The sequence below is a fragment of the Mycobacterium pseudokansasii genome (genome assembly GCF_900566075.1).
GTDB lineage: Bacteria > Actinomycetota > Actinomycetes > Mycobacteriales > Mycobacteriaceae > Mycobacterium > Mycobacterium pseudokansasii.
Map to the genome: position 1 here is coordinate 2,786,141 of NZ_UPHU01000001.1, position 21,429 is coordinate 2,807,569.

At 66.5% G+C, this 21,429-nt stretch carries 16 protein-coding genes; 10 read left to right on the plus strand and 6 right to left on the minus strand.

What is annotated here, in order from left to right; all coding sequences use genetic code 11:
• Window positions 1-24 precede the first annotated feature (24 nt).
• Window positions 25-597, minus strand: a complete 573-nt coding sequence (locus tag EET10_RS12755; protein WP_036395372.1) for a class I SAM-dependent methyltransferase — start codon at window positions 595-597, stop codon at window positions 25-27.
• Window positions 598-653: 56 nt separating this feature from the next.
• Between EET10_RS12755 and EET10_RS12760 the strand changes: the two genes are divergently transcribed.
• The gene (locus EET10_RS12760) at window positions 654-2,066 is read left to right on the plus strand and encodes a DNA polymerase IV (RefSeq protein WP_483237946.1); all 1,413 of its coding nucleotides are present in this window, start codon (window positions 654-656) and stop codon (window positions 2,064-2,066) included.
• Here the strand turns inward: EET10_RS12760 and EET10_RS12765 are convergent.
• Window positions 2,031-3,002, minus strand: coding sequence for an asparaginase (locus EET10_RS12765; protein WP_244601936.1), 972 nt, complete (start codon window positions 3,000-3,002; stop codon window positions 2,031-2,033). The two genes, EET10_RS12760 and EET10_RS12765, sit on opposite strands and share 36 nt — an antisense overlap.
• 42 nt (window positions 3,003-3,044) lie before the next feature.
• On the opposite strand from EET10_RS12765, the gene lspA reads away from it, so the two are divergent.
• Genes lspA through EET10_RS32290 form a run of 3 tightly spaced genes read left to right on the plus strand, consistent with a single transcriptional unit; the run spans window position 3,045 to window position 5,061 of the window.
• Window positions 3,045-3,680, plus strand: coding sequence for a signal peptidase II (lspA, locus tag EET10_RS12770; RefSeq protein ID WP_036395370.1), 636 nt, complete (start codon window positions 3,045-3,047; stop codon window positions 3,678-3,680).
• Entirely contained in the window at window positions 3,680-4,606 is a 927-nt protein-coding gene (locus tag EET10_RS12775) for an RluA family pseudouridine synthase (protein ID WP_122502193.1), read from the plus strand. Before lspA ends, EET10_RS12775 begins: the two co-directional genes overlap by 1 nt.
• A complete protein-coding gene (locus tag EET10_RS32290) occupies window positions 4,603-5,061 on the plus strand; it encodes a hypothetical protein (RefSeq protein WP_036395367.1) in 459 nt (152 codons plus the stop codon). Before EET10_RS12775 ends, EET10_RS32290 begins: the two co-directional genes overlap by 4 nt.
• Before the next feature lie 99 nt (window positions 5,062-5,160).
• On the opposite strand, the gene EET10_RS12785 is transcribed toward EET10_RS32290, so the two are convergent.
• The gene (locus tag EET10_RS12785) at window positions 5,161-5,571 is read right to left on the minus strand and encodes a group I truncated hemoglobin (protein ID WP_036395366.1); all 411 of its coding nucleotides are present in this window, start codon (window positions 5,569-5,571) and stop codon (window positions 5,161-5,163) included.
• A gap of 227 nt (window positions 5,572-5,798) precedes the next feature.
• Between EET10_RS12785 and EET10_RS12790 the strand changes: the two genes are divergently transcribed.
• Together EET10_RS12790 and EET10_RS12795 are read left to right on the plus strand one after the other, a co-directional pair.
• Window positions 5,799-6,815: an SDR family NAD(P)-dependent oxidoreductase gene (locus EET10_RS12790; protein WP_122502194.1), complete on the plus strand. Its 1,017-nt coding sequence runs from the start codon at window positions 5,799-5,801 to the stop codon at window positions 6,813-6,815.
• Window positions 6,816-6,819: 4 nt separating this feature from the next.
• Complete coding sequence (locus EET10_RS12795) at window positions 6,820-7,623, plus strand: SDR family NAD(P)-dependent oxidoreductase (RefSeq protein ID WP_036395363.1); 804 nt, start codon at window positions 6,820-6,822, stop codon at window positions 7,621-7,623.
• A gap of 539 nt (window positions 7,624-8,162) precedes the next feature.
• On the opposite strand, the gene istB is transcribed toward EET10_RS12795, so the two are convergent.
• Window positions 8,163-8,975, minus strand: coding sequence for an IS21-like element helper ATPase IstB (istB, locus tag EET10_RS12800; RefSeq protein WP_122501800.1), 813 nt, complete (start codon window positions 8,973-8,975; stop codon window positions 8,163-8,165).
• Window positions 8,972-10,492 (minus strand): IS21 family transposase, encoded by a 1,521-nt coding sequence (istA, locus tag EET10_RS12805; RefSeq protein ID WP_122501925.1) that lies wholly within the window; start codon window positions 10,490-10,492, stop codon window positions 8,972-8,974. The genes istB and istA overlap by 4 nt, the downstream gene beginning before the upstream one ends.
• A 426-nt stretch (window positions 10,493-10,918) precedes the next feature.
• Here istA and EET10_RS12810 point away from each other — a divergent pair, with 426 nt between their 5' ends.
• The gene (locus tag EET10_RS12810; protein WP_063468567.1) at window positions 10,919-11,350 is read left to right on the plus strand and encodes a type II toxin-antitoxin system Rv0910 family toxin; all 432 of its coding nucleotides are present in this window, start codon (window positions 10,919-10,921) and stop codon (window positions 11,348-11,350) included.
• Between the two features lie 67 nt (window positions 11,351-11,417).
• Window positions 11,418-14,969 (plus strand): DNA polymerase III subunit alpha, encoded by a 3,552-nt coding sequence (gene dnaE / locus EET10_RS12815; RefSeq protein WP_099188323.1) that lies wholly within the window; start codon window positions 11,418-11,420, stop codon window positions 14,967-14,969.
• A gap of 4 nt (window positions 14,970-14,973) precedes the next feature.
• Here the strand turns inward: dnaE and EET10_RS12820 are convergent, their stop codons facing one another.
• Window positions 14,974-17,403, minus strand: a complete 2,430-nt coding sequence (locus EET10_RS12820) for a methyltransferase domain-containing protein (protein ID WP_136624732.1) — start codon at window positions 17,401-17,403, stop codon at window positions 14,974-14,976.
• Window positions 17,404-17,699: 296 nt separating this feature from the next.
• Here EET10_RS12820 and fadD11 point away from each other — a divergent pair, with 296 nt between their 5' ends.
• Together fadD11 and EET10_RS12830 are read left to right on the plus strand one after the other, a co-directional pair.
• A complete protein-coding gene (fadD11, locus tag EET10_RS12825) occupies window positions 17,700-19,544 on the plus strand; it encodes a fatty acid--CoA ligase FadD11 (protein WP_122502196.1) in 1,845 nt (614 codons plus the stop codon).
• Entirely contained in the window at window positions 19,541-21,424 is a 1,884-nt protein-coding gene (locus EET10_RS12830; RefSeq protein ID WP_099188329.1) for a lysophospholipid acyltransferase, read from the plus strand. Before fadD11 ends, EET10_RS12830 begins: the two co-directional genes overlap by 4 nt.
• Window positions 21,425-21,429: the final 5 nt, after the last annotated feature.

A 21,429-nucleotide genomic window follows, 5' to 3' on the forward strand; every position in this document is an offset into this window, starting at 1 on the left:
ATCTAGGGCGCTTGGTTACTGACGTCAAGCCGCGGGTTTGATCGCCCGCCAGCGTTGCCGACGGTCGCGAACCTCAACATCGACATCGCGAAAACCAGCTGCGCGCAAGCGATCCGGCAAGGTTTCCGGCGGGATCGGGTTGCAGGTGTCGCGCAGGTGCAACAAGCTGAACACCAGAGACGGCACGCTGTCGCTGCCGGCGAATACGCCGCCCGGGCGCAGCACCCGGAAGGCCTCAGCGAACAGCCGGTTTTGCAGGTTAACGGTCGGCACGTGGTGCAGCATGGTGAACGACACCACGGAGCTGAACTCGTCGGCAGGCAGTCTGGTGGCGGAGCCGTCGCCGATGATGATGCGTGCCCGGTCTCCGTACAGTTCCTGCAGCCGCTGCGCCATCGGGGCGTCGATCTCGACAGCGGTCAGGTTCGGCGTCTTGTCGACCAGGACCCGAAGAAATGCGCCGTATCCGGGTCCGATCTCGAGCGTGTTGTCGCCCAGGTCCACATCGGCGAGCACCCATGGCAAGACCTGGCTTTCAACTTGTCTGGCCCAGCGGCCGGAGTTACAGCACAACCGGTGAACCAGATTCATCGCCATACCGACCGACGTTAGTCCACGGACGCCTCCGGTAACCGCGAATAGCATTGTCCGTTGTGGAGTCCCGTTGGGTGCTGCACCTGGACATGGACGCGTTCTTTGCCTCGGTCGAACAACTCACCCGTCCTACGCTCCGGGGCCGGCCCGTATTGGTGGGTGGCCTCGGCGGGCGCGGTGTGGTCGCCGGTGCCAGCTACGAGGCGCGAGTTTTCGGCGCCCGCTCGGCCATGCCGATGCACCAGGCCCGCCGGCTGATCGGCGTCACGGCGGTCGTGTTGCCGCCGCGCGGTGTGGTGTACGGGGTGGCCAGCCGCCGGGTGTTCGACACCGTGCGCAGCCTGGTTCCGGTCGTCGAGCAGCTGTCTTTCGACGAGGCCTTCGCCGAACCGCCCCAACTGGGCGCCGCGGCGGCCGAACACGTCGAGGCGTTCTGCGAATCCTTGCGGCGACGGGTGCGTGAGGAGACCGGCCTGGTGGCCTCGGTCGGGGCGGGCTCAGGCAAGCAGATCGCCAAGATCGCGTCCGGTCTGGCCAAGCCCGACGGCATTCGAGTGGTCCGCCGGGAGGAAGAACAGCGGCTGCTCCACGGCTTGCCGGTGCGGCGGATATGGGGAATCGGCCCGGTTGCCGAGGAGAAGCTACATCGACTCGGCATCGAGACCGTGGGGCAGCTGGCCGCGTTGACCGACGTCGAGGTGGCCCACATCCTGGGCGCGACCGTCGGGCCCGCACTGCACCGGCTGGCCCGCGGTATCGACGACCGGCCCGTTGCCGAGCGAGCCGAAGCCAAGCAGATCAGCGCCGAGTCCACTTTCGCCACCGACCTGACCACCCTTGACCAGCTGCGTGAGGCTATCGACCCCATCGCCGAACACGCGTTTCAACGCCTGCTGCGCGACGGCCGCGGAGCTCGCACCGTCACCGTGAAGCTGAAGAAGGCCGACATGAGCACTCTGACCCGTTCGGCGACAGTGCCCTACGCGACCACCGAGGCGGGGGCGCTGATCGCAGTGGCCCGGCGGCTGCTGCTGGACCCCGTTGAGATCGGGCCGATTCGCCTTCTCGGCGTTGGTTTTTCGGGGCTCAGCGAGGTGCAGCAGGAGTCGCTGTTCTCCGACTTGGACCTGTCACCGGATACGGCCGAGGAAGCCCAGCACGACTTCCCGACGCTGCGGGCCGCGCAATTCGGCGGACCGGACGGCGCCGGATGGCGCATCGGCGACGACGTAGCCCACCCGGAACTCGGGCACGGCTGGGTGCAGGGGGCCGGCCACGGCGTGGTCACCGTCCGGTTCGAGACTCGTCGATCAGGTCCGGGCCCGGCGCGGACCTTTCCCATCGATAGCGGCGACCTCGCCATCGCCAACCCGGTCGACAGCCTGGACTGGCCGGATTATGTCGGCCGGCTGCGGGTCGACGAGCCGGCCGGGCTCTCAACCCCAACGGTCGACGACCTGGGCGACCGGTAGCCGGGCCGCCAGCGCGGCCATCAACAACACCCGGGCCTGCGACGGTGGCAGCCGTGGCACCATCACCGCGCCGGCGTCCACCAGGTCGTGTCCGGGACCATAGCCAGCGCCCACCCGGGCGCCGGAAACCCGGGTTGAGACCGCGACCACCACCCCGTCGCCGCTGTGCCGGCGCACCGCGTCGATCACCGCGGATCCGGCGTTTCCCGAACCCAATGCCTCCAGCACGACCGCCCGGGCGCCGGCGGCCACACAGGCGTCCAACGCAACGGCGTCACTTCCCGGATACACCGCGACGATATCGACCCGCGGTGCCTCGCCGGCTCGCAGTTCACCGAGGTACGGGCGTGGCTTGGGGCCTGTCATCGTCACCGTTTCGGAGACGGCGCCAAGCAGTTCGCCGGCGAACCCGCTCACGTCGTCGGTGGCCACCTTGCGCAGGCCCAGCGGTTGCAGCACCCGGCCGGCGAAACACACCAGCACGCCGTAGTCGCGGGCTGTCGCGTCGGCTGCCAGGGTCAGCGCGGCGCGCAGATTGACCGGACCGTCCGCGTCGGCGGCGTCGGCGCTGCGCATCGCGCCGGTGACGACCACCGGGGTGTCGCCGGAATAGGTGAGGTCCAGCCAGAGCGCGGTTTCTTCGAGGGTGTCGGTGCCGTGCGTGATGACGACACCGACTGCACCGCCATCGACGGCGGCTTGGACCGCGGCCCGGATGCGGTCCCAATCGGCCGGGGTCAACAGCGAACTGTCGAGTGCCATCAGGTCCACGACATCGATGTCTAGGTCTGCGCCGGCCGCCGCGGTCAGTTCTGCCCCGCTGCGCGACGGACGGCGCACTCCGTCGGCGCCGGTGCTGGTGGCGATAGTCCCTCCGGTGGTGATCACGCTGAGGCGGCCCATGCTGGGATCATCCCGCATGCCGGGCACCGCCATCCGCATGTGGGCGGTGTCACTGGACTAGGGGATGATGGTGGGGTGCCTGACGAACCAACAGGAAAGGCCGATCCGCCTACCACGGCGGGGGATACCGAGGAACCTGAGGCTTCCGCGCCGCCGCCTCCGAGGCGGCTGCGACTGCTGCTGTCGGTTGCGGCGATCGTGCTGGCACTGGACATCCTCACCAAGGTGCTGGCCGTTAAGCTGCTGCCGCCCGGCCAGCCGGTTCCGATTATCGGCGACACGGTGACGTGGACATTGGTGCGCAATTCCGGTGCCGCATTCTCCATGGCGACCGGCTATACCTGGGTACTGACACTGATCGCGACGGGCGTCGTCGTGGGCATCTTCTGGATGGGGCGACGGCTGGTGTCACCCTGGTGGGCGCTGGGGCTGGGGATGATTCTGGGCGGCGCGATGGGCAATCTGGTTGATCGCTTCTTTCGCGCCCCGGGGCCGCTTCGGGGACATGTCGTCGACTTCTTGTCGGTCGGCTGGTGGCCGGTGTTCAACGTCGCCGACCCGTCGGTGGTCGGTGGTGCGATCCTGCTGGTGGTCCTGTCGATCCTGGGCTTCGATTTCGACTCGGTAGGCCGGCGCAGACCCGACCCTGCCACGCCGGGTCGGCGCGAGGCCGACGGGGACACCGGCCGGCGCAAGGCCGATCAGCACTGATGACCGACCGCTCGATGCCCGTCCCGGAGGGATTGGCGGGCCTGCGCGTCGATGCCGGGCTGGCCCGACTGCTCGGACTTTCCCGCAGCGCCGTGGCGGCCATCGCCGAGGGCGGCGGCGTGCACCTGGACGGTCTGCCGGCGGGCAAGTCCGACCGCCTGACGACGGGGGCATGGCTGCAGGTTCGGCTGCCCGAGGCGCCGCCACCGCTGGAAAACACACCCGTCGATATCGAAGGCATGACGATTTTGTATTCCGACGACGACATCGTCGCCGTCGACAAACCGGCGGCTGTCGCCGCACACGCATCGGTGGGTTGGACCGGCCCCACGGTGCTCGGCGGTCTTGCCGCGGCGGGTTACCACATCACCACATCCGGCGTGCACGAGCGGCAAGGCATCGTGCATCGCCTCGACGTCGGCACCTCCGGGGTGATGGTGGTGGCACTGTCGGAGCGGGCATACACCGTGCTGAAGCGGGCATTCAAGCACCGCACCGTCGAGAAGCGTTATCACGCTCTGGTGCAGGGACACCCCGATCCATCCAGCGGGACGATCGACGCACCGATCGGTCGCCACCCCGGCCCCGAATGGAAGTTCGCGGTCACCACGAACGGCCGCCACAGCGTGACCCACTACGACACCATCGAGGCTTTCGTCGCCGCCAGCCTGCTCGACGTCGAGCTGGAGACCGGACGCACTCACCAGATACGGGTGCATTTCGCCGCGCTGCGCCATCCGTGCTGCGGCGACTTGGTGTACGGAGCCGACCCCAAGCTGGCGAAAAGACTCGGCCTGGAACGGCAATGGTTGCACGCCCGGTCGCTGGCCTTCGCTCATCCGGCCGACGGCCGCCGGATGGAGATCGTCAGCCCGTACCCGCCGGATCTTCAGCACGCGCTGGATGTGTTGCGAGCCGAGGGGTGACGGCCGGCTCAGTCGACCGGCTTCCGGGCCTCCGTCCCGCGTCGATCTGGTGCCACCCCGATCGTCATAGCGGTGACACCATCGAGTCGGAAGAGGAGATCATCATGCAGTACTGCCTACTCATGCCCTATCAGGAGGGCGGCGAGATCGGGCTCAGCGCGTTCTCGCTTCCGGCCGCAACCATGGCGCAGCGACTGGTCCGAGCCAAGCGCCGGATCCGCGACGCGCGCATTCCCTTCGTAGCGCCGGCCCGCGCCGACCTCGACGAGCGGCTGCCCGCGGTTCTGGAGGCGGTCTACGGCGCGGTTGCCATCGACTGGCAGGTGGAATCATGCGGTGAACCGATTGAATGCCTGTCCGCCGAGGCGCTGCCTGGGCGGCCCGAGCCCATCTGCTGGTCACAGCCGGTCGTCCCGCAGCGGCGGCCAGGGCCTATCGCGCAGCCATCGACCTGAGCACCGACGCCGGCGTCGTCACATACCTGCAGCGACGACTTGCGGCGGTGGTGCGGCGCTGACCCCTCATCGGTGGGTTGCCAAACGTTCCGGTCCGGCTCAGACGTTGACGGTGGTGCTGTCGTCCGACGCGACGTCGGCGGCCAGTGGCGAGATCGTTTTCAGGATTTCGGTGATCGTCTCAGCGGGCACGCCGGCCGCGGCCAACGCGTCGCCCAAATGCCCGGCCACCAGGGTGAAGTGGTGCATGGTGATGCCACGGCCCTGATGCACCTGCTTCATCGGCGCACCGGTATACGGCTCCGGCCCGCCCAAAGCCGCGGCAAAGAATTCCGTCTGTTTGCCTTTGAGACGGCTCATATTCGTTCCGGTGAAGAAGCCGGCGAGCTGGTCATCGGCGAGCACCCTGGCGTAGAAATCCTCGACGACGACCTCGATCGCCTGGTACCCGCCGATCTGGTCGTAGATAGTGATCGGCGCGCGCTTGCGGAATTGTGACAGTAGTCCCATCCGGTCAGGGGAACACGTCGGCGTTGCCTGGCCGTTAGGGACCGATCACGCCCGGATTATCAGCTGTAACAGGTCGATTGCTGTAGAACGCTGACGCGTCCCGCGGTCCGGCCAGGCACCTGGCGGACTCGCGTGCCGACAGGTTGGTCCCGGTCATTGACCGATGCCCTAGGTTTGCTTCATGACCAGTGCCACATCCACCACACCGCCATCAGGAGCGACAACCGATGAATCTTGGTGACTTAGCGAACCTCGTTGAGAAGCCGTTCGCGACGGTGTCCAACATCGTCAACACGCCGAACTCCGCCGGGCGATATCGGCCCTTCTATCTGAGGAATCTGCTCGACGCGGTGCAGGGCCGGACACTGCGCGACGCGGTTGAGGGCAAGATCGTCCTCATCACCGGCGGGTCGTCGGGCATCGGCGAAGCGGCCGCCAAGAAGATCGCCGAAGCCGGGGGCGAGGTGGTGCTGGTCGCGCGGACGCGCGAGAACCTGGAAAAGGTTGCCGACGATATCCGCGGCAATGGCGGGGCTGCGCACGTGTACCCGTGCGATCTGTCCGACATGGACGCCATCGCCACCATGGCCGACCAGGTACTCGCCGATCTGGGACGGGTCGACATCCTGATCAATAACGCGGGGAGGTCAATTCGGCGCTCGCTGGAGCTGTCCTATGACCGGATCCACGACTACCAGCGGACCATGCAACTGAACTATCTGGGTGCGGTCCAGCTCATTCTCAAGTTCATTCCCGGTATGCGGGAACGCAAGTTCGGGCAGATCATCAACGTCTCCTCGGTCGGGGTGCAGACTCGAGCACCGCGTTTCGGCGCCTACATCGCCAGCAAGGCCGCTTTGGACAGCCTGTGCGACGCGCTGCAAGCCGAGACGGTAAACGACGACGTCCGGTTCACCACCGTGCACATGGCACTGGTGCGGACGCCGATGATCAGTCCGACCACGATCTACGACAAATTCCCCACGTTGACCCCGGATCAGGCGGCCGGTGTGATCACCGATGCGATCGTGCACCGGCCGCGACGGGCAAGCTCTCCATTCGGGCAGTTCGCGGCTGTGGCCGACGCCGTCAACCCGGCCGTCATGGATCGGGTACGCAACCGGGCGTTCAGCATGTTCCGGGATTCCGCCGCTGCCAAAGGCGGCGAATCTCCAACGGACACATCAGAACTCGACAAGAGAAGCGAAACGTTCGTCCAGGCGACCCGAGGGATACATTGGTGAAATCATGAGTCTTCCCAAACCGAACAAGCAGGCCACCGTGGTCATCACCGGTGCTTCTTCCGGCATCGGAGTCGAACTGGCTCGCGGTCTGGCCCGCCGCGGCTTTCCGCTGATGCTGGTCGCGCGGCGCCGCGAGCGCCTCGAGGAGCTCGCCGATCAATTGCGCGCGGAGTTCTCGGTAGGTGTCGAGGTTTTGCCGCTCGATCTGGCCGATGCGCAAGCCAGGGCGCAGCTGGCCGATCGCCTGGGTACCGACGAGATCGCCGGCTTGTGCAATAGCGCGGGCTTCGGCACCAGCGGCCGTTTCTACGAGCTGTCCCCGGAACGCGAAAGTGAACAGGTCACACTCAACGCGTTGGCCCTCATGGAACTCACCCGCGCAGCACTGCCCGGCATGGTGGAGCGCGGCGCGGGAGCGGTGCTCAACATCGCATCGATCGCCGGGTTCCAGCCGATTCCTTTCATGGCGGTGTATTCGGCCTCCAAGGCATTTGTGCTGACCTTCTCCGAAGCCGTCCAAGAGGAGTTGCACGGAACCGGTGTGTCCGTCACGGCGCTGTGCCCGGGCCCGGTGCCGACCGAGTGGGCGGAGATCGCCAGTGCCGAGCGGTTCAGCATTCCCATCGCGCAGGTTTCGCCGCGGGATGTCGCCGAAGCCGCAGTCGCCGGGATGCTTGCCGGCAAACGCACCGTGGTGCCGGGCATGGTGCCCAAGGTGGTCAGCACTGGCGGAAGATTCCTACCGCGTACCGTGTTGCTGCCCGCGATCAGGATCGGCAACCGACTGCGCGGGGGACCCGGTCGCTAAAGCGTGTCACCTCACGTCGCATCTGTCTCAGTAGTGTCTGGATCGCCGTTGGGCCGGTGCCGGGAGGCCCGCGATTTGCCCACCCCAACGTGAGAATTCAAAGTGACCACGAGACTGGCCGGTGGCTTGTCCGCTGGTGCGATGGATGGGTGGGGCGACTGTTGGGTCCGCCGGAGATGGGTGGGACGCGGGCGCTGAAGCACGTGTCGGGCTAGGCGATGCCGGCGGGGGGTGGTGCTTCGAGGGCGGTTGTGGGGTGACGGTTACCGGTCCGATGTGATCGCGCCGACTGACGACGGCTTCCAGGATGCTTCCAGGATGCTGCGTCGACTTGATCAGCACGTCGACGAGCGCAGCCGTGGATCCCACGCTCGCTTTGGCGGCTGTATTCGGCGGTGATACGCGCAGCTTCGCTCAAACCTCTTGCAATGACGTGTTCGGTGAGGACGCAGAAGATTTACGCGTTCATCAGGTGTCAATGGCCAGGTTGAAGTATCCGCTGGTGGCCAGATAGAAGTATCCACCCCGTGCGGTAGTTCCTAGGTTGGTGTGGGCGTCTCCTTCCGGTGTTTGGCGTCTTTCATGCGGTAGGAGTCACCGTCGGTGATGACGACGGTGGCGTGGTGCAGGAGGCGGTCGAGGATGCTGACCGCGGTGGTCTGTTCGGGCAGGAAGCGGCCCCACTGCTCGAAGGGCCAGTGCGATCCGATGGCCAGCGAGCGGCGTTCGTAGGCGCCGGCGACGAGCCGGAACAGCAACTGGGTGCCGGTGTCGTCGAGGGGGGCGAACCCGAGTTCGTCGAGGATGATCAGGTCGACCCGCAGCAGCGATTCGATGATCTTGCCGACGGTGTTGTCGGCCAGGCCGCGGTAGAGGGTTTCGACGAGGTCGGCGGCGGTGAAATAGCGGACCTTGTGTCCGGCGTGGATCGCGGCGGTTCCCAACCCGATCAGGGTGTGGGACTTGCCGGTGCCGGCGGGGCCGATGATCGCCAGATTCTGTTGCGCGCGAATCCATTCCAGACTCGACAGGTAGTCGAAGGTCTTCGGCGGGATGGAGGAGGCGGCCACGTCGAAGCTCTCCAACGTCTTGGGCACGGGGAACGCCGCGGCTTTGAGGCGGTTGACGACGTTCGAGGCGTCGCGGGCCGCCAGTTCGGTCTCGACCAGCGTGCGCAGAACCTCCTCGGGAGTCCAGCGTTGGGTCTTGGCGGTGATCAGGACTTCGGGTGCGGTGCGCCGCACCGCGGCCAGTTTCAACCGTCGCAACCCGGCATCCAGATCGGCGGCGAGGGGTGGAATCGATTTCGGTGCAACGGGTTCAGCGTCGGTGATGGGTGGCGTCCTGCTCATGGGATCACCTCGCCATCGGCCACGGCGGGGGTGATCCTGTAGGCGTCCAGGGAGCGGGTCGGGGCCACGGGCAGGTCGAGGATGAGCACGTCGCCAGCGGGTCGGGGCTGCGGCGCCCCGGTGCCCGCGGCCAGGATGGAACGCACGTCGGCGGCTCGGAACCGGCGGAACGCCACCGCCCGGTGCAGCGCGGAGACCAGGGCGTCGGTGCCGTGGGCCGCGCCGAGGGCGAGCAGGATCTCCAACTCCGAGGCCAGCCGGGTGTTGCCGATCGCCGCGGCGCCGACCAGGAACGCCTGCGCATCGGCGCCGAGGTCGCAGAACTGCTTCTCGACCATGGTCTTCGGGCGCGGGCCGCGACTGGGTGCTAGCCGGGGTCCGTCGTAGTGCTCATCGAGGATCGAGGTGCCGCCGGGTGCGACGAGTTCGTGTTCGGCCACGATCACCCCGGTGCCGGGCTCCAGCAGACAGATGGCGCCGTGGTCGACGACCACGGCCACCGTGGTGCCGATCAACCGCATCGGCACCGAGTAGCGCGCCGACCCGTACCGGATGCAGGACAGGCGGTCGACCTTGCGCAGCACCGATGGTGCCCCGATCTGCAGTCGCAGGGATGGGAGTGGTTGCAGCAGTTCATGTTCGACGATCAACCGTTCATCGGGAACCGCGCAGATCTCCGAATGGGTCGCGGCGTTCACTTCCGCGCACCACACCTCCGCCGCGGCATTGGCGATACGCAGATCGACCGGTGTTCCGGTGACGGCGGCCTCGGTCAACAGCGGGACGGCAAGATCGTCCTGGGCGTAGCCGCACAGGTTCTCCACGATGCCCTTGGACTGCGGGTCACTCGCATGACAGAAATCGGGAGCGAAGCCGTAGTGACCGGCCAGCCGGACGTAGTCCGGAGTCGGGACGACGACGTTGGCCACGACCCCGCCCTTGAGGCAGGCCATCCGGTCGGCCAGCACCCGCGCCGGGACCCCACCCGCGGCGGCCAGGGCTTCGGCGATCAATGCCAACGTGGTCGAGGCACGCTCGTTGGTGGCGAAGCGCACGAAGCGCCACCTCGAGAACGCCAGCACCGCACAGAACAGGAACAACCCCGGTCCGACTTGAGCCCAGTCGATGACCAGGTACTCACCGGGTTCCCACACGGCTGGACGACGGCCTCGGTGATTGGTGCTGCGCCACAACGCTTTCGCCTCCGCGACGAGGCGGCGGAAGTTACGATCAGAACCCGTGTAGCCCGCCGCACGGGCCTTCGGGAGCAGCCGCTTGGCCGAGATCCGACCCTTCGATTTCTCCACGCGTTCGGCGACCAGATCGGCGACCGCGTCGTAGTTGTGGGCCCGTTCGGCCCGCGGTGGTGGCGGGACGCCGGCCTGGTCGGCCTCGAACTTGTCCACGATCTTCTTGACGGTGCGGTGGGTGGTGCCGCAGTGCTCGGCGGCAGCCCTATACGACCCGAGCTGTTGGTAGGCGGAAATGATGTCCATTCGGTCCTTCGCAGATTTCAATGGAACTCCCCGGTGGTGGCGCTGAGTGGTTGGCGCCTTCACCGTCACCATCGGGGCCCGCAGTTCCTGATCGACACGACGAACACGGGGTGGATACTTTTATCTGGCCAAAAACGGATACCTCGACTTGGCCACCAGTGGGTACTTTTTCATGGCCACGGACATCAGGTCGGCTGGCATTCCGCGTATCGAGTGTGCGATGACGCCTTTGAGTGTGCGGTGGCGGCTTCGAGCGTCAACGTAGGGTGGTACATCCGCGAACGGGCCACCCTGACGGCACGCTCGACGCCATCAGTGCACACTCGGCGCCCTCAACGCACATCGGCGCCCTCAGTGCACACTCCGCGCCATGAGCGCACGCTCGGCGCCATCAGCGCACACCCGAGGCAGCACGGCCCGCATCGGCGCCACGGTTAGGCTCATCCGATGGCTTCCGTTGAGATGACCGCCGACGTTCCGATAACCCCTCACGACACCTGGGAGCACGTCTCCAATCTTTCAGAGTTGGGCGATTGGCTGGTGATCCACGAGGGATGGCGCAGCGAGCTGCCGGACGAACTGAGCGAGGGCGTCGAAATCGTGGGGGTGGCTCGGGCCAAGGGCATGCGCAACCGGGTCACGTGGACGGTGACCAAATGGGACCCGCCGCACGAGGTCGCGCTGTCCGGCTCCGGCAAGGGTGGCGCCAAGTACGGCGTTACCCTCACGGTCACGCCGACCAAGGACGGGTCCAGCCTCGGCCTGCGCCTCGAGCTGGGCGGTCGCGCGTTGTTCGGGCCGGTGGGTTCGGCGGCTGCCCGAGCCGTCAAGGGCGACGTGGAAAAGTCGTTGCAGCAGTTCGTGGAGCTGTATGCATAGCGACCACAAGACACACTCCGCGACACGCCCGAAAGCCGTCGGTGCTCGGTCATAGACTGGCGTCCCTATGAGCGGTTCGTCTTCGCGGTCCTTCGTGCACCTGCATAACCACACCGAGTACTCGATGCTGGACGGTGCCGCGAAGATCAACCCCATGCTGGCCGAGGTCGAGCGGCTGCAGATGCCGGCGATCGGCATGACCGATCACGGAAACATGTTCGGCGCCAGCGAGTTCTACAACTCGGCGACACAGGCCGGGATCAAACCGATCATCGGCGTCGAGGCGTATATCGCGCCGGCTTCTCGTTTTGATACCCGGCGCATCTTCTGGGGCGACCCGAGCCAGAAGGCCGACGACATCTCGGGAAGCGGCTCCTACACCCACTTGACGATGATGGCCGAGAACGCCACCGGCCTGCGCAACCTGTTCAAGCTGTCGTCGCTGGCATCCTTCGAGGGCCAGCTGAGCAAGTGGTCGCGCATGGATGCCGAGCTCATCGCCGAGCACGCCGAGGGAATCATCATCACCACCGGCTGTCCCTCGGGTGAGGTGCAGACCCGCCTTCGCCTCGGCCAGGAGCGTGAGGCGCTGGAAGCAGCGGCCCGATGGCGCGAGATCGTCGGGCCGGACAACTACTTCCTCGAGCTGATGGATCACGGGCTGACCATCGAACGGCGGGTCCGCGAGGGACTGCTCCACATCGGCCGCACCCTCAACATTCCACCGCTGGCCACCAACGACTGCCACTACGTGACCCGCGACGCGGCCCACAACCACGAGGCGCTGCTGTGCGTCCAAACCGGCAAGACCCTGTCGGACCCCAATCGCTTCAAGTTCGACGGCGACGGCTACTACCTCAAGTCCGCCGCCGAAATGCGCCAGATCTGGGACGACGAGGTCCCCGGCGCCTGCGACTCCACTCTGCTGATCGCCGAGCGCGTGCAGTCCTACGCCGACGTGTGGACGCCGCGTGACCGGATGCCGGTCTTCCCGGTTCCCGACGGCCACGACCCGGCGTCCTGGCTGCGCCACGAGGTGGCCGCGGGGCTGGGCCGGCGGTTCCCCGACGGACCGCCCGACAGCTACGTCACCCGCGCGGACTATGAGATCGATGTGATCTGCGCCAAGGGTTTTCCGTCCTACTTCTTGATCGTCGCCGACTTGATCGGCTACGCGAAGTCGGTGGGCATCCGCGTCGGACCGGGCCGCGGCTCCGCCGCCGGCTCCCTGGTCGCCTACGCCCTGGGTATCACCGATATCGATCCGATACCTCATGGTCTGCTGTTCGAGCGGTTCCTCAACCCCGAACGCACGTCGATGCCCGACATCGATATCGACTTCGACGACCGCCGACGCGGTGAGATGGTGCGCTACGCCGCCGACAAGTGGGGCCACGATCGGGTAGCCCAGGTCATCACCTTCGGCACCATCAAAACCAAAGCGGCACTGAAGGACTCGGCCAGAATCCACTACGGCCAACCCGGCTTCGCGATTGCCGACCGGATCACCAAGGCGCTGCCGCCGGCCATCATGGCCAAGGACATTCCGCTGTCGGGCATCACCGATCCCGCTCACGAGCGATACAAGGAAGCCGCCGAGGTTCGCGGCCTGATCGAAACCGATCCGGACGTGCGCACCATCTACCAGACCGCACTCGGCCTGGAAGGCCTGATCCGCAACGCCGGCGTGCACGCCTGTGCGGTCATCATGAGCAGCGAGCCGCTCACCGAGGCCATCCCGCTGTGGAAGCGGCCGCAGGACGGGGCCATCATCACCGGCTGGGACTACCCGTCGTGTGAGGCGATCGGCCTGCTGAAGATGGACTTCCTGGGCCTGCGCAACCTGACGATCATCGGCGACGCGATCGACAACATCAAAGCCAACAGGGGAATTGACCTCGATCTGGAATCGGTGCCGCTGGACGACAACCCCACCTATGAACTGCTGGGCCGCGGCGACACCCTGGGGGTGTTCCAGCTCGACGGCGGGCCGATGCGCGACCTGCTGCGCCGCATGCAGCCCACCGGGTTCGAAGACATCGTCGCGGTGCTCGCCCTGTACCGGCCCGGCCCGATGGGCCAGAACGCCCACAACGACTACGCCGACCGCAAGAATGGGCGCCAGGCGATCAAGCCGATCCACCCCGAGCTGGCCGAACCCCTCGAGGAGATCCTGGCCGAGACCTACGGCCTGATCGTCTACCAAGAGCAGATCATGCGCATCGCGCAGAAAGTGGCCGGCTATTCGCTGGCCCGAGCCGACATTCTGCGCAAGGCCATGGGCAAGAAGAAGCGCGAAGTGCTCGACAAGGAGTACGAAGGCTTCTCGCAGGGGATGCAGGCCAACGGATTCCCCCCGGGCGCGATCAAGGCGCTGTGGGACACCATCCTGCCGTTCGCCGACTACGCGTTCAACAAGTCGCACGCCGCCGGCTACGGGCTGGTCTCGTACTGGACGGCCTACCTCAAGGCCAACTATCCCGCCGAGTACATGGCCGGCCTGCTGACGTCGGTGGGCGACGACAAGGACAAGGCCGCCGTCTACCTGGCCGACTGCCGCAAACTGGGCATCACCGTCTTGCCGCCGGACGTCAACGAGTCCGGGCTGAACTTCGCGTCGGTGGGCGAGGACATCCGCTACGGCCTGGGCGCAGTACGCAACGTCGGCGCCAACGTCGTTGGCTCGCTGATCCAAACCCGCAACGACAAAGGCAAATTCACCGACTTCTCGGACTATCTGAACAAGATCGACATCTCGGCATGCAACAAGAAGGTCACCGAGTCGTTGATCAAAGCGGGCGCGTTCGACTCGCTGGGCCATGCTCGTAAAGGCCTCTTCCTGGTCCACACCGACGCGGTGGACTCGGTGCTGGGCACCAAGAAGGCCGAGGCGATGGGGCAGTTCGACCTGTTCGGCGGCAATGATGACGGGACCGGCGCCGCGGACCCCGTGTTCACCATCAAGGTCCCCGACGACGAGTGGGACGACAAGCACAAGCTGGCCCTGGAACGGGAGATGCTGGGCCTGTACGTATCCGGGCATCCGCTCAACGGGGTGGCACACCTGCTGGCCGGCCAGGTCGATACCGCGATTCCGGCGATCCTGGACGGTGATGTCCCCAACGACGCCCAGGTGCGGGTGGGCGGCATTCTGGCGTCGGTCAACCGACGGGTCAATAAGAACGGAATGCCTTGGGCCTCAGCCCAATTGGAAGACCTCACCGGTGGAATCGAGGTGATGTTCTTCCCGCACACCTATTCCAGCTACGGCGCCGACATCGCCGACGACGCCGTGGTGCTGGTCAACGCAAAAGTCGCGATTCGTGACGACCGCACTACCCTAATCGCCAATGAGCTTGTGGTGCCGGACTTTTCCAACGCACAGGCGCAGCGGCCGCTGGCCGTCAGCCTGCCTACCCGGCAGTGCACCTTCGACAAGGTGAGTGCGCTCAAGCAGGTGCTGGCGCGCCATCCCGGCACCTCACAGGTGCACTTGCGGCTCATTAGCGGGGACCGGATCACCACGCTGGAACTCGATCAATCGCTGCGGGTGACGCCCTCGCCGGCATTGATGGGGGACCTCAAGGAGCTGCTCGGTCCGGGGTGCCTGGGCGGCTAGGCGGTCACCCGCCACATCGAAGCGCGAACAGTTCCGGGTGGACCATGTCCAGCGGTCCCGTCATGGCGGGCCATCCGTGCTCGTGGGCGACGTCGTCGGTGGCGTAGACGAGCACGTTCTGCCGGTACCACCACTCGCATCGAGTGTCGTACCACAACTTGCCGCGCAGAAGGTCGTAGGGCCGGTAGCCGTGGGTGGCAAACAGCGCCGCCCAGAAGCTCGGCCACCTCTCGTTGACATGCCCGGTCCCTCCCTGGCCGGGGATTGCCGCCGAGAAGACGATCACGCGGCCGTGCCGACAGAGGCTCTCGACGAGCGTCTCGGCAGCCTCCGGCGGCAGGTGCTCAGCCACTTCAAGGCACGTGACCAGGTCGAATCGACGACCCAGGTCCAGTGAGGCGGTCAGGTCGTGGTCGATGAAGCGGCTATCGGGAATGCGCAGCTGGTCGCGCGGGACGTGATCGCCGTCCACGCCGACGGCGTCGACGCCGCTGTCGAGCCAGGTCGCGACCCAGCCGCCGACCCCACAGCCAACGTCGAGCACAGAATCGGGCCGGGTCAGCGCAGCGAACATCGGCACCATCACCGCCGCCGACGCGGCTGATCCCGCCGCCTGCCCGTCGTAGAACGCCGGTGTGTAGAGGGTGGTTTCGTTGCCTCCGCCGGCGATGCAGAGCACCTCGTCGAGGGTGGCAGTGTGCAGCCTGGCCGCGCTCGCCCGCCGCCCAAGTTCGGCGATCGGATCCGGGTCCATGCCGTCCACTCCGCCCGCTCGATCCAGTCGTGTGGTGTCGAACATCGCCGGGCCGCGCGCAATCTCCTGGGTGCGCAGGTATCGGCCGGCTTCGGGTGTTCGGCGCACCGCCTGCTCGGGCGCGCTGACGCCGGTCAGCTTGACCGCATCGGCGAGGTTGACGCCCACCTGATACACCCGCGGTTCGGCTTCGAGCACGGCCGTGAGGCGGGTGATCAGGTTTTCGGGTGCGAAGAATCGCCAGCCCTGGCCCAGGTGAAGCCAGAACCGTGCGTCGATCTGGGCGCGGATTTGCCCGAGCTGAGCGCCGATGCGAACAACTTCGAGGAATTCGTATCGCTGACATAGTGTTTCGCGATCCGGGCCGGCCAGGCCGGCGTCGACGATCAGGAAGCGTCCGATCCGCCAGACGTCGGTGCAGCAGCGCAGGAACGAGTTCAGCGTTTGCTCGGCGGCACCACGATCCGGCCCGGCGATCAGGCTGACGACCACCTCGGCGTCGTGTCGGCCCTGGCGCGGCAGGGACGCCAGCAGCTCCGGCTCGGGGTATGTGGACGCTGCTTCGATCATCGTCGGCGCGCAGATGTCGCGGTTTTCCGCGATCCGTTGGCGCTCGTTCTCCGGGAGGTCGGATCGGGCCAGCAGACGCCGCCACAGCGTGACCGCCTCGGCGTGCTTGCCGATCCAGGACGCGCAAACCGCCAGCTCATCGGTGATGCGCCAGCTGTAGATTTCCGCGCGGACAAACAACATGTCCTGGTCGGGGAACGGGATCTCGGCGGCACGATTGGCGAACTCGTAGCCGAGCGGGTAAGAGCCATCGGTGCGGTACCGGGCGGCGATGGCAAACAACGGCTCGGCTCGGGTCGGCCGAAACTCCCAGGCCCGCAGGTAGGCGTCGCGCACGTCAGGCCACGGTTCGTTGAGCTCGCCCATCGACACCGCGACCCGCCACAAGGCGTAGTAGGTCTCCTCCTCCCAGCCGCCCATCTCGGCTCGGCGCGCATACCACGTGCGCGCGTTGGCGAAATCACCAAGGTCGTAGTAGCTCTGGGCCAGATAGAAGACCGACCGCGCGTCCCCAGGATTGCGTTCTACCTCGGCCAGCAGTAGGTCACGGTCGCGCTCATACTTCTGCCCGGACAGGTTGCGCGCACCGCGTTGACGATCTTCGACGTGGTAGTCGCCCTCCAGGCGTGCCTCCACGCAGGAGTCGAAATCCCACATCGGGGCCTCGTGAGTGACGCCCACCCACCGCACCCGCACCCCGTCGCGGAACAACTGCGAGCGATAGTAGCCGTGGGAATTGCACAGGTAGCGCACCCAGTAGACGTCGGCACCCAGGGCCGCGAAATCGGGTGTGCCCACCAGCACGTCGTCGGCGTCGACCACCCAGACGTAGTCGCCATGACCCTGGGCGAGGGTCAGCGCCTCGGTGCGGTTGTCGCCGAAGTTGCGCCACGGGCGTTCGTATAGCTGTCCGCCGATACCCAGACGGGCCATCTGGCCGCGAATGAGGTTCTGAGTCCCGTCGTCGGAGCCGGTGTCCACGATCACCCACGAGCTGATGTAGGGCGCCACCGAGTCGAGCGCCCCGGCGACGATGTGTGCCTCGTTTCGCACGATCATGTTGAGGCAGATCGCTGGCGGCTTCGAGCGCTCTGCCCCTGGGTCGGACACGGCAAAATCGTACCCAGCGATCGCGCGTCGGGTTGCGGATATGTGCGGCCGGGGCAGGCCTCACGCAGCAGCTGCATCCGCGGCGCTGGGGCGCTCGATCCGGGGACGGCCAGTCACACCCACTTTGGGACTACCAGATGCCTTGGTGGCCAACCGAATCCGATCTGCGCACAGCTCAACCTCGGGTGCGCGCGCCAGGCGCGGGCTTCCATGCCCGGCGATCGCCGACGTACGCTCACCGATGTGAGCGGGCAGCGCTGATTCGCACACGACGAGGCCGCGAAGGAGAGGGACAGATGACCACGAACGAGCGTCCGGCCACCATGTGCCAGGCATTTCAGCGAACCGCGGCCGTCGACCCAGATGCGGTGGCACTGCGGACCCCGGGTGGCGCCCAGACGCTGACCTGGCGCGAATACGCGGTCCAGGTGCGTCACGTTGCTGCCGGCCTTGCGGGGCTGGGGGTGGGGCGCGGCGACACGGTTTCGCTGATGATGGCCAACCGCATCGAGTTCTATCCGCTGGAAGTGGGCTCCCAACATGTTGGCGCCACGTCGTTTTCGGTCTACAACACGTTGCCCGCCGAGCAGCTGACCTACGTATTCGACAACGCCGGCACCAAGGTGGTGCTCTGCGAGGAGCAATACGTCGACCGTATCCGCGCCAGCGGTGTCCCCATCGACCACATTGTCTGCATTGACGGCGCGCCAGAGGGCACCATCTCGGTCGCCGAACTCTATGCGGCCGCGCCCGTCGACTTCGACTTCGAGGCGGCGTGGCGCGCGGTCCGCCCCGACGACGTCGTCACCCTCATCTACACCTCCGGAACCACCGGAAACCCCAAGGGCGTGGAGATGACTCACACCAACCTGCTGTTCGAGGGCTATGCGATCGACGAGGTGCTCGGAATCGAGTTCGGTGACCGGGTGACGTCGTTTCTGCCGTCGGCGCATATCGCCGACCGGATGACCGGTCTGTACCTTCAGGAGATGTTCGGCACCCAGGTCACGGTGGTTTCCGACGGTCGCGCTATCGCGGCGGCGTTGCCCGACGTGCGGCCGACCGTGTGGGGCGCGGTGCCCCGGGTATGGGAAAAGCTCAAGGCCGGAATCGAATTCACGGTCAGCCACGAGAGCGACGAGACGAAGCGGCAGGCATTGCAGTGGGCGATGTCGGTGGCCGCCAGACGCGCCGAAGCGGTGCTCGCCGGTATGCCGATCCCCGATGAGTTGGCCGCCGAATGGGCCAGGGCCGACGAGCTGGTGTTGTCGAAGCTTCGCGAGCGGCTCGGCTTCGGTGAGCTTCGGTGGGCGATCTCCGGAGCCGCGCCCATCCCCAAGGAGACGCTGGGTTTCTTTGCCGGCATCGGCATCCCGATCGCCGAGATTTGGGGAATGTCCGAGCTGAGCTGCGCGGCTACCGCGTGCCACCCCCGCGGCGCGAGGCTGGGCACCGTCGGCAAGCTGCTGCCCGGACTGGAGGGCAAGATCGCCGAGGACGGTGAATATCTGGTCCGCGGCCCGCTGGTGATGAAGGGTTATCGCAAAGAACCGGAGATGACCGCGGCCGCGATTGATCCCGACGGTTGGCTACACACCGGCGACATTGTCGACGTCGACGAGCAGGGTTATCTGCGGGTGGTCGACCGGAAGAAGGAGTTGATCATCAATGCTGCCGGAAAGAACATGTCGCCGGCCAACATTGAGAACACCATCCTGGCCGCCTGCCCGATGATCGGCGTGATGATGGCCGTCGGCGACGGGCGCCCGTACAACACCGCGCTGATGGTCTTCGACGCCGACTCGGTCGGTCCGTACGCCGCCCAGCACGGGCTGTCCGACGCCTCGCCCGCGGCCCTGGCCGCCGACCCCGAGGTGATCGCCCGGATCGCAGCCGGCGTGGCCGAGGGAAACGCCAAACTCTCCCGCGTCGAGCAGATCAAGCGCTTCCGGGTGCTGCCCACCTTGTGGGAGCCCGGCGGTGACGAGATCACGCTGACCATGAAGCTCAAGCGCCGCCCGATTCTCGCCAAGTACGCCGCCGAGATCGAGGAACTCTACGCGGCCGAGCCCGGACCCGACGTCCACGAACCCGCCGCCGCGGCGACCGCACAACCGGCATCACTGGGGGAGCGGCGATGACGGCGCGCGAAGCGGGACGGGTTGCGTTGCGAAAGCTGCTGCAGCGCACCGGAATTATCGACGAATCGATCACGCCGTTGTCCACCGACCCGGCCGAGGTTGTCCAGCTGCTGGGCACCCCGTGGTATGACGACCGGTTGGTCAGGCTGGCCAACGAGCTCGGGCGTGATCCGGACAGCGTGCGCGCCGAGGCCGCGGGCTACCTGCGGGAAATGGCGGCCTCGCTCGACGAGCGGGCCGTGGAGGCGTGGCGGGGTTTCAGCCGCTGGCTCATGCGGGCCTACGACGTGCTGGTCGACGAGGACCAGATCGCCGCGCTGCGCAAGCTGGACCGCAGAGCCACCCTGGCGTTCGCCTTCTCGCATCGCTCGTACTTGGACGGCTTACTGCTGCCCGAGGTGATCCTGGCCAATCGGCTGTCGCCGGCGCTGACCTTCGGTGGCGCAAACTTGAACTTCTTCCCGATGGGCGCCTGGGCCAAGCGCACCGGGGCCATCTTCATCCGCCGCCAGACCAAAGACATTCCCATTTACCGGTTCGTGCTGCGGGCCTACGCCGCGCAGCTGGTGCAAAACCATGCCAACCTAACCTGGTCGATCGAGGGAGGCCGGACCCGGACCGGCAAACTACGCCCTCCGGTGTTCGGGATCTTGCGCTACATCGCCGACGCCGTCGACGAAATCGACGGTCCGGAGGTGTATTTGGTGCCGACATCCATCGTGTACGACCAGCTGCACGAGGTGGAGGCCATGACCACCGAGGCCTATGGTGCGGTAAAACCACCGGAAGACTTGCGCTTCCTGATCCGGCTCGCGCGCCAGCAGGGTGAACGGCTCGGCCGCGCCTACCTGGACTTCGGCGAGCCGCTGCCGCTGCGCAAACGTCTCGAGGAGTTGCGGGCCGACGAATCGGGCAGCGGAACCGAGATCGAACGCATTGCCCTGGACGTGGAGCACCGCATCAACCGCGCCACGCCGGTGACGCCCACCGCGGTGGTCAGTCTGGCGCTGCTGGGTGCCGACCGCTCGCTGTCCATCAGCGAGGTGCTGGCCACAGTGCAACCGCTGGCCAGCTACATCGCGGCGCGCCACTGGTCGGTGGCCGGCGCGGCGGATCTGACGAACCGCTCCACCATCCGATGGGCCCTGCACCAAATGGCGGCCTCGGGGGTGGTTCTTGTCTACGAGGCCGGCACCGAAGCGGTCTGGGGCATCGGCGAGGACCAGCACCTCGTCGCCGCGTTCTATCGCAACACTGCAATCCACATCTTTGTCGATCGTGCCATCGCGGAGATGGCGTTGCTGGCGGCCGCGGAGATCTCCGAACGTTCCGCGAATGGTTCCGTGTTACCGGCCACCGTGCGCGACGAGGCGCTGCGGCTTCGCGAGCTGCTGAAGTTCGAGTTCCTGTTCTCGGCGCGTGCACAGTTCGAGAAGGATCTCGCCGACGAAGTACGGCTGATCGGGCCGGTGGAAGACACCACCAAGGCCGCCACCGCCGAGCAGGTGCGGCACCTGCTGGAGTCGGCCGATCTGCTGCTCGCGCACCTGGTATTGCGGCCGTTCCTAGACGCCTACCACATCGTTGCCGACCGGCTGGCCGCCTGCGAAGATGACGCGTTCGACGAGCAGGCGTTTCTTGCCGAGTGTCTGCAGGTGGGCAAGCAGTGGGAATTACAGCGCAGAATTGCCAACGCCGAGTCGCGGTCGATGGAGCTTTTCAAGACCGCACTTCGACTGGCTCGTCATCGTGAGCTCGTGGACGAGGCCGGCGACTCCGACTCCCGGGACATCGCCGAACGGCGGCGTGAATTCGCCGACGAGATCGCCACGGCCATACGGCGGGTCAACGCGATCGCCGAGCTGGCCAGAACGCGGTGACGGCC

Bases quoted from the DNA above. Each gene is read 5' to 3' on its own strand.
- EET10_RS12755 (WP_036395372.1), bottom strand. From the start codon at position 597: ATGGCGATGAATCTGGTTCACCGGTTGTGCTGTAACTCCGGCCGCTGG.
- EET10_RS12765 (WP_244601936.1), bottom strand. From the start codon at position 3,002: ATGGCGGTGCCCGGCATGCGGGATGATCCCAGCATGGGCCGCCTCAGC.
- EET10_RS12775 (WP_122502193.1), top strand. From the start codon at position 3,680: ATGACCGACCGCTCGATGCCCGTCCCGGAGGGATTGGCGGGCCTGCGC.
- EET10_RS12785 (WP_036395366.1), bottom strand. From the start codon at position 5,571: ATGGGACTACTGTCACAATTCCGCAAGCGCGCGCCGATCACTATCTAC.
- EET10_RS12790 (WP_122502194.1), top strand. From the start codon at position 5,799: ATGAATCTTGGTGACTTAGCGAACCTCGTTGAGAAGCCGTTCGCGACG.
- EET10_RS12795 (WP_036395363.1), top strand. From the start codon at position 6,820: ATGAGTCTTCCCAAACCGAACAAGCAGGCCACCGTGGTCATCACCGGT.
- istB (WP_122501800.1), bottom strand. From the start codon at position 8,975: ATGAGCAGGACGCCACCCATCACCGACGCTGAACCCGTTGCACCGAAA.
- EET10_RS12810 (WP_063468567.1), top strand. From the start codon at position 10,919: ATGGCTTCCGTTGAGATGACCGCCGACGTTCCGATAACCCCTCACGAC.
- dnaE (WP_099188323.1), top strand. From the start codon at position 11,418: ATGAGCGGTTCGTCTTCGCGGTCCTTCGTGCACCTGCATAACCACACC.
- fadD11 (WP_122502196.1), top strand. From the start codon at position 17,700: ATGACCACGAACGAGCGTCCGGCCACCATGTGCCAGGCATTTCAGCGA.
- EET10_RS12830 (WP_099188329.1), top strand. From the start codon at position 19,541: ATGACGGCGCGCGAAGCGGGACGGGTTGCGTTGCGAAAGCTGCTGCAG.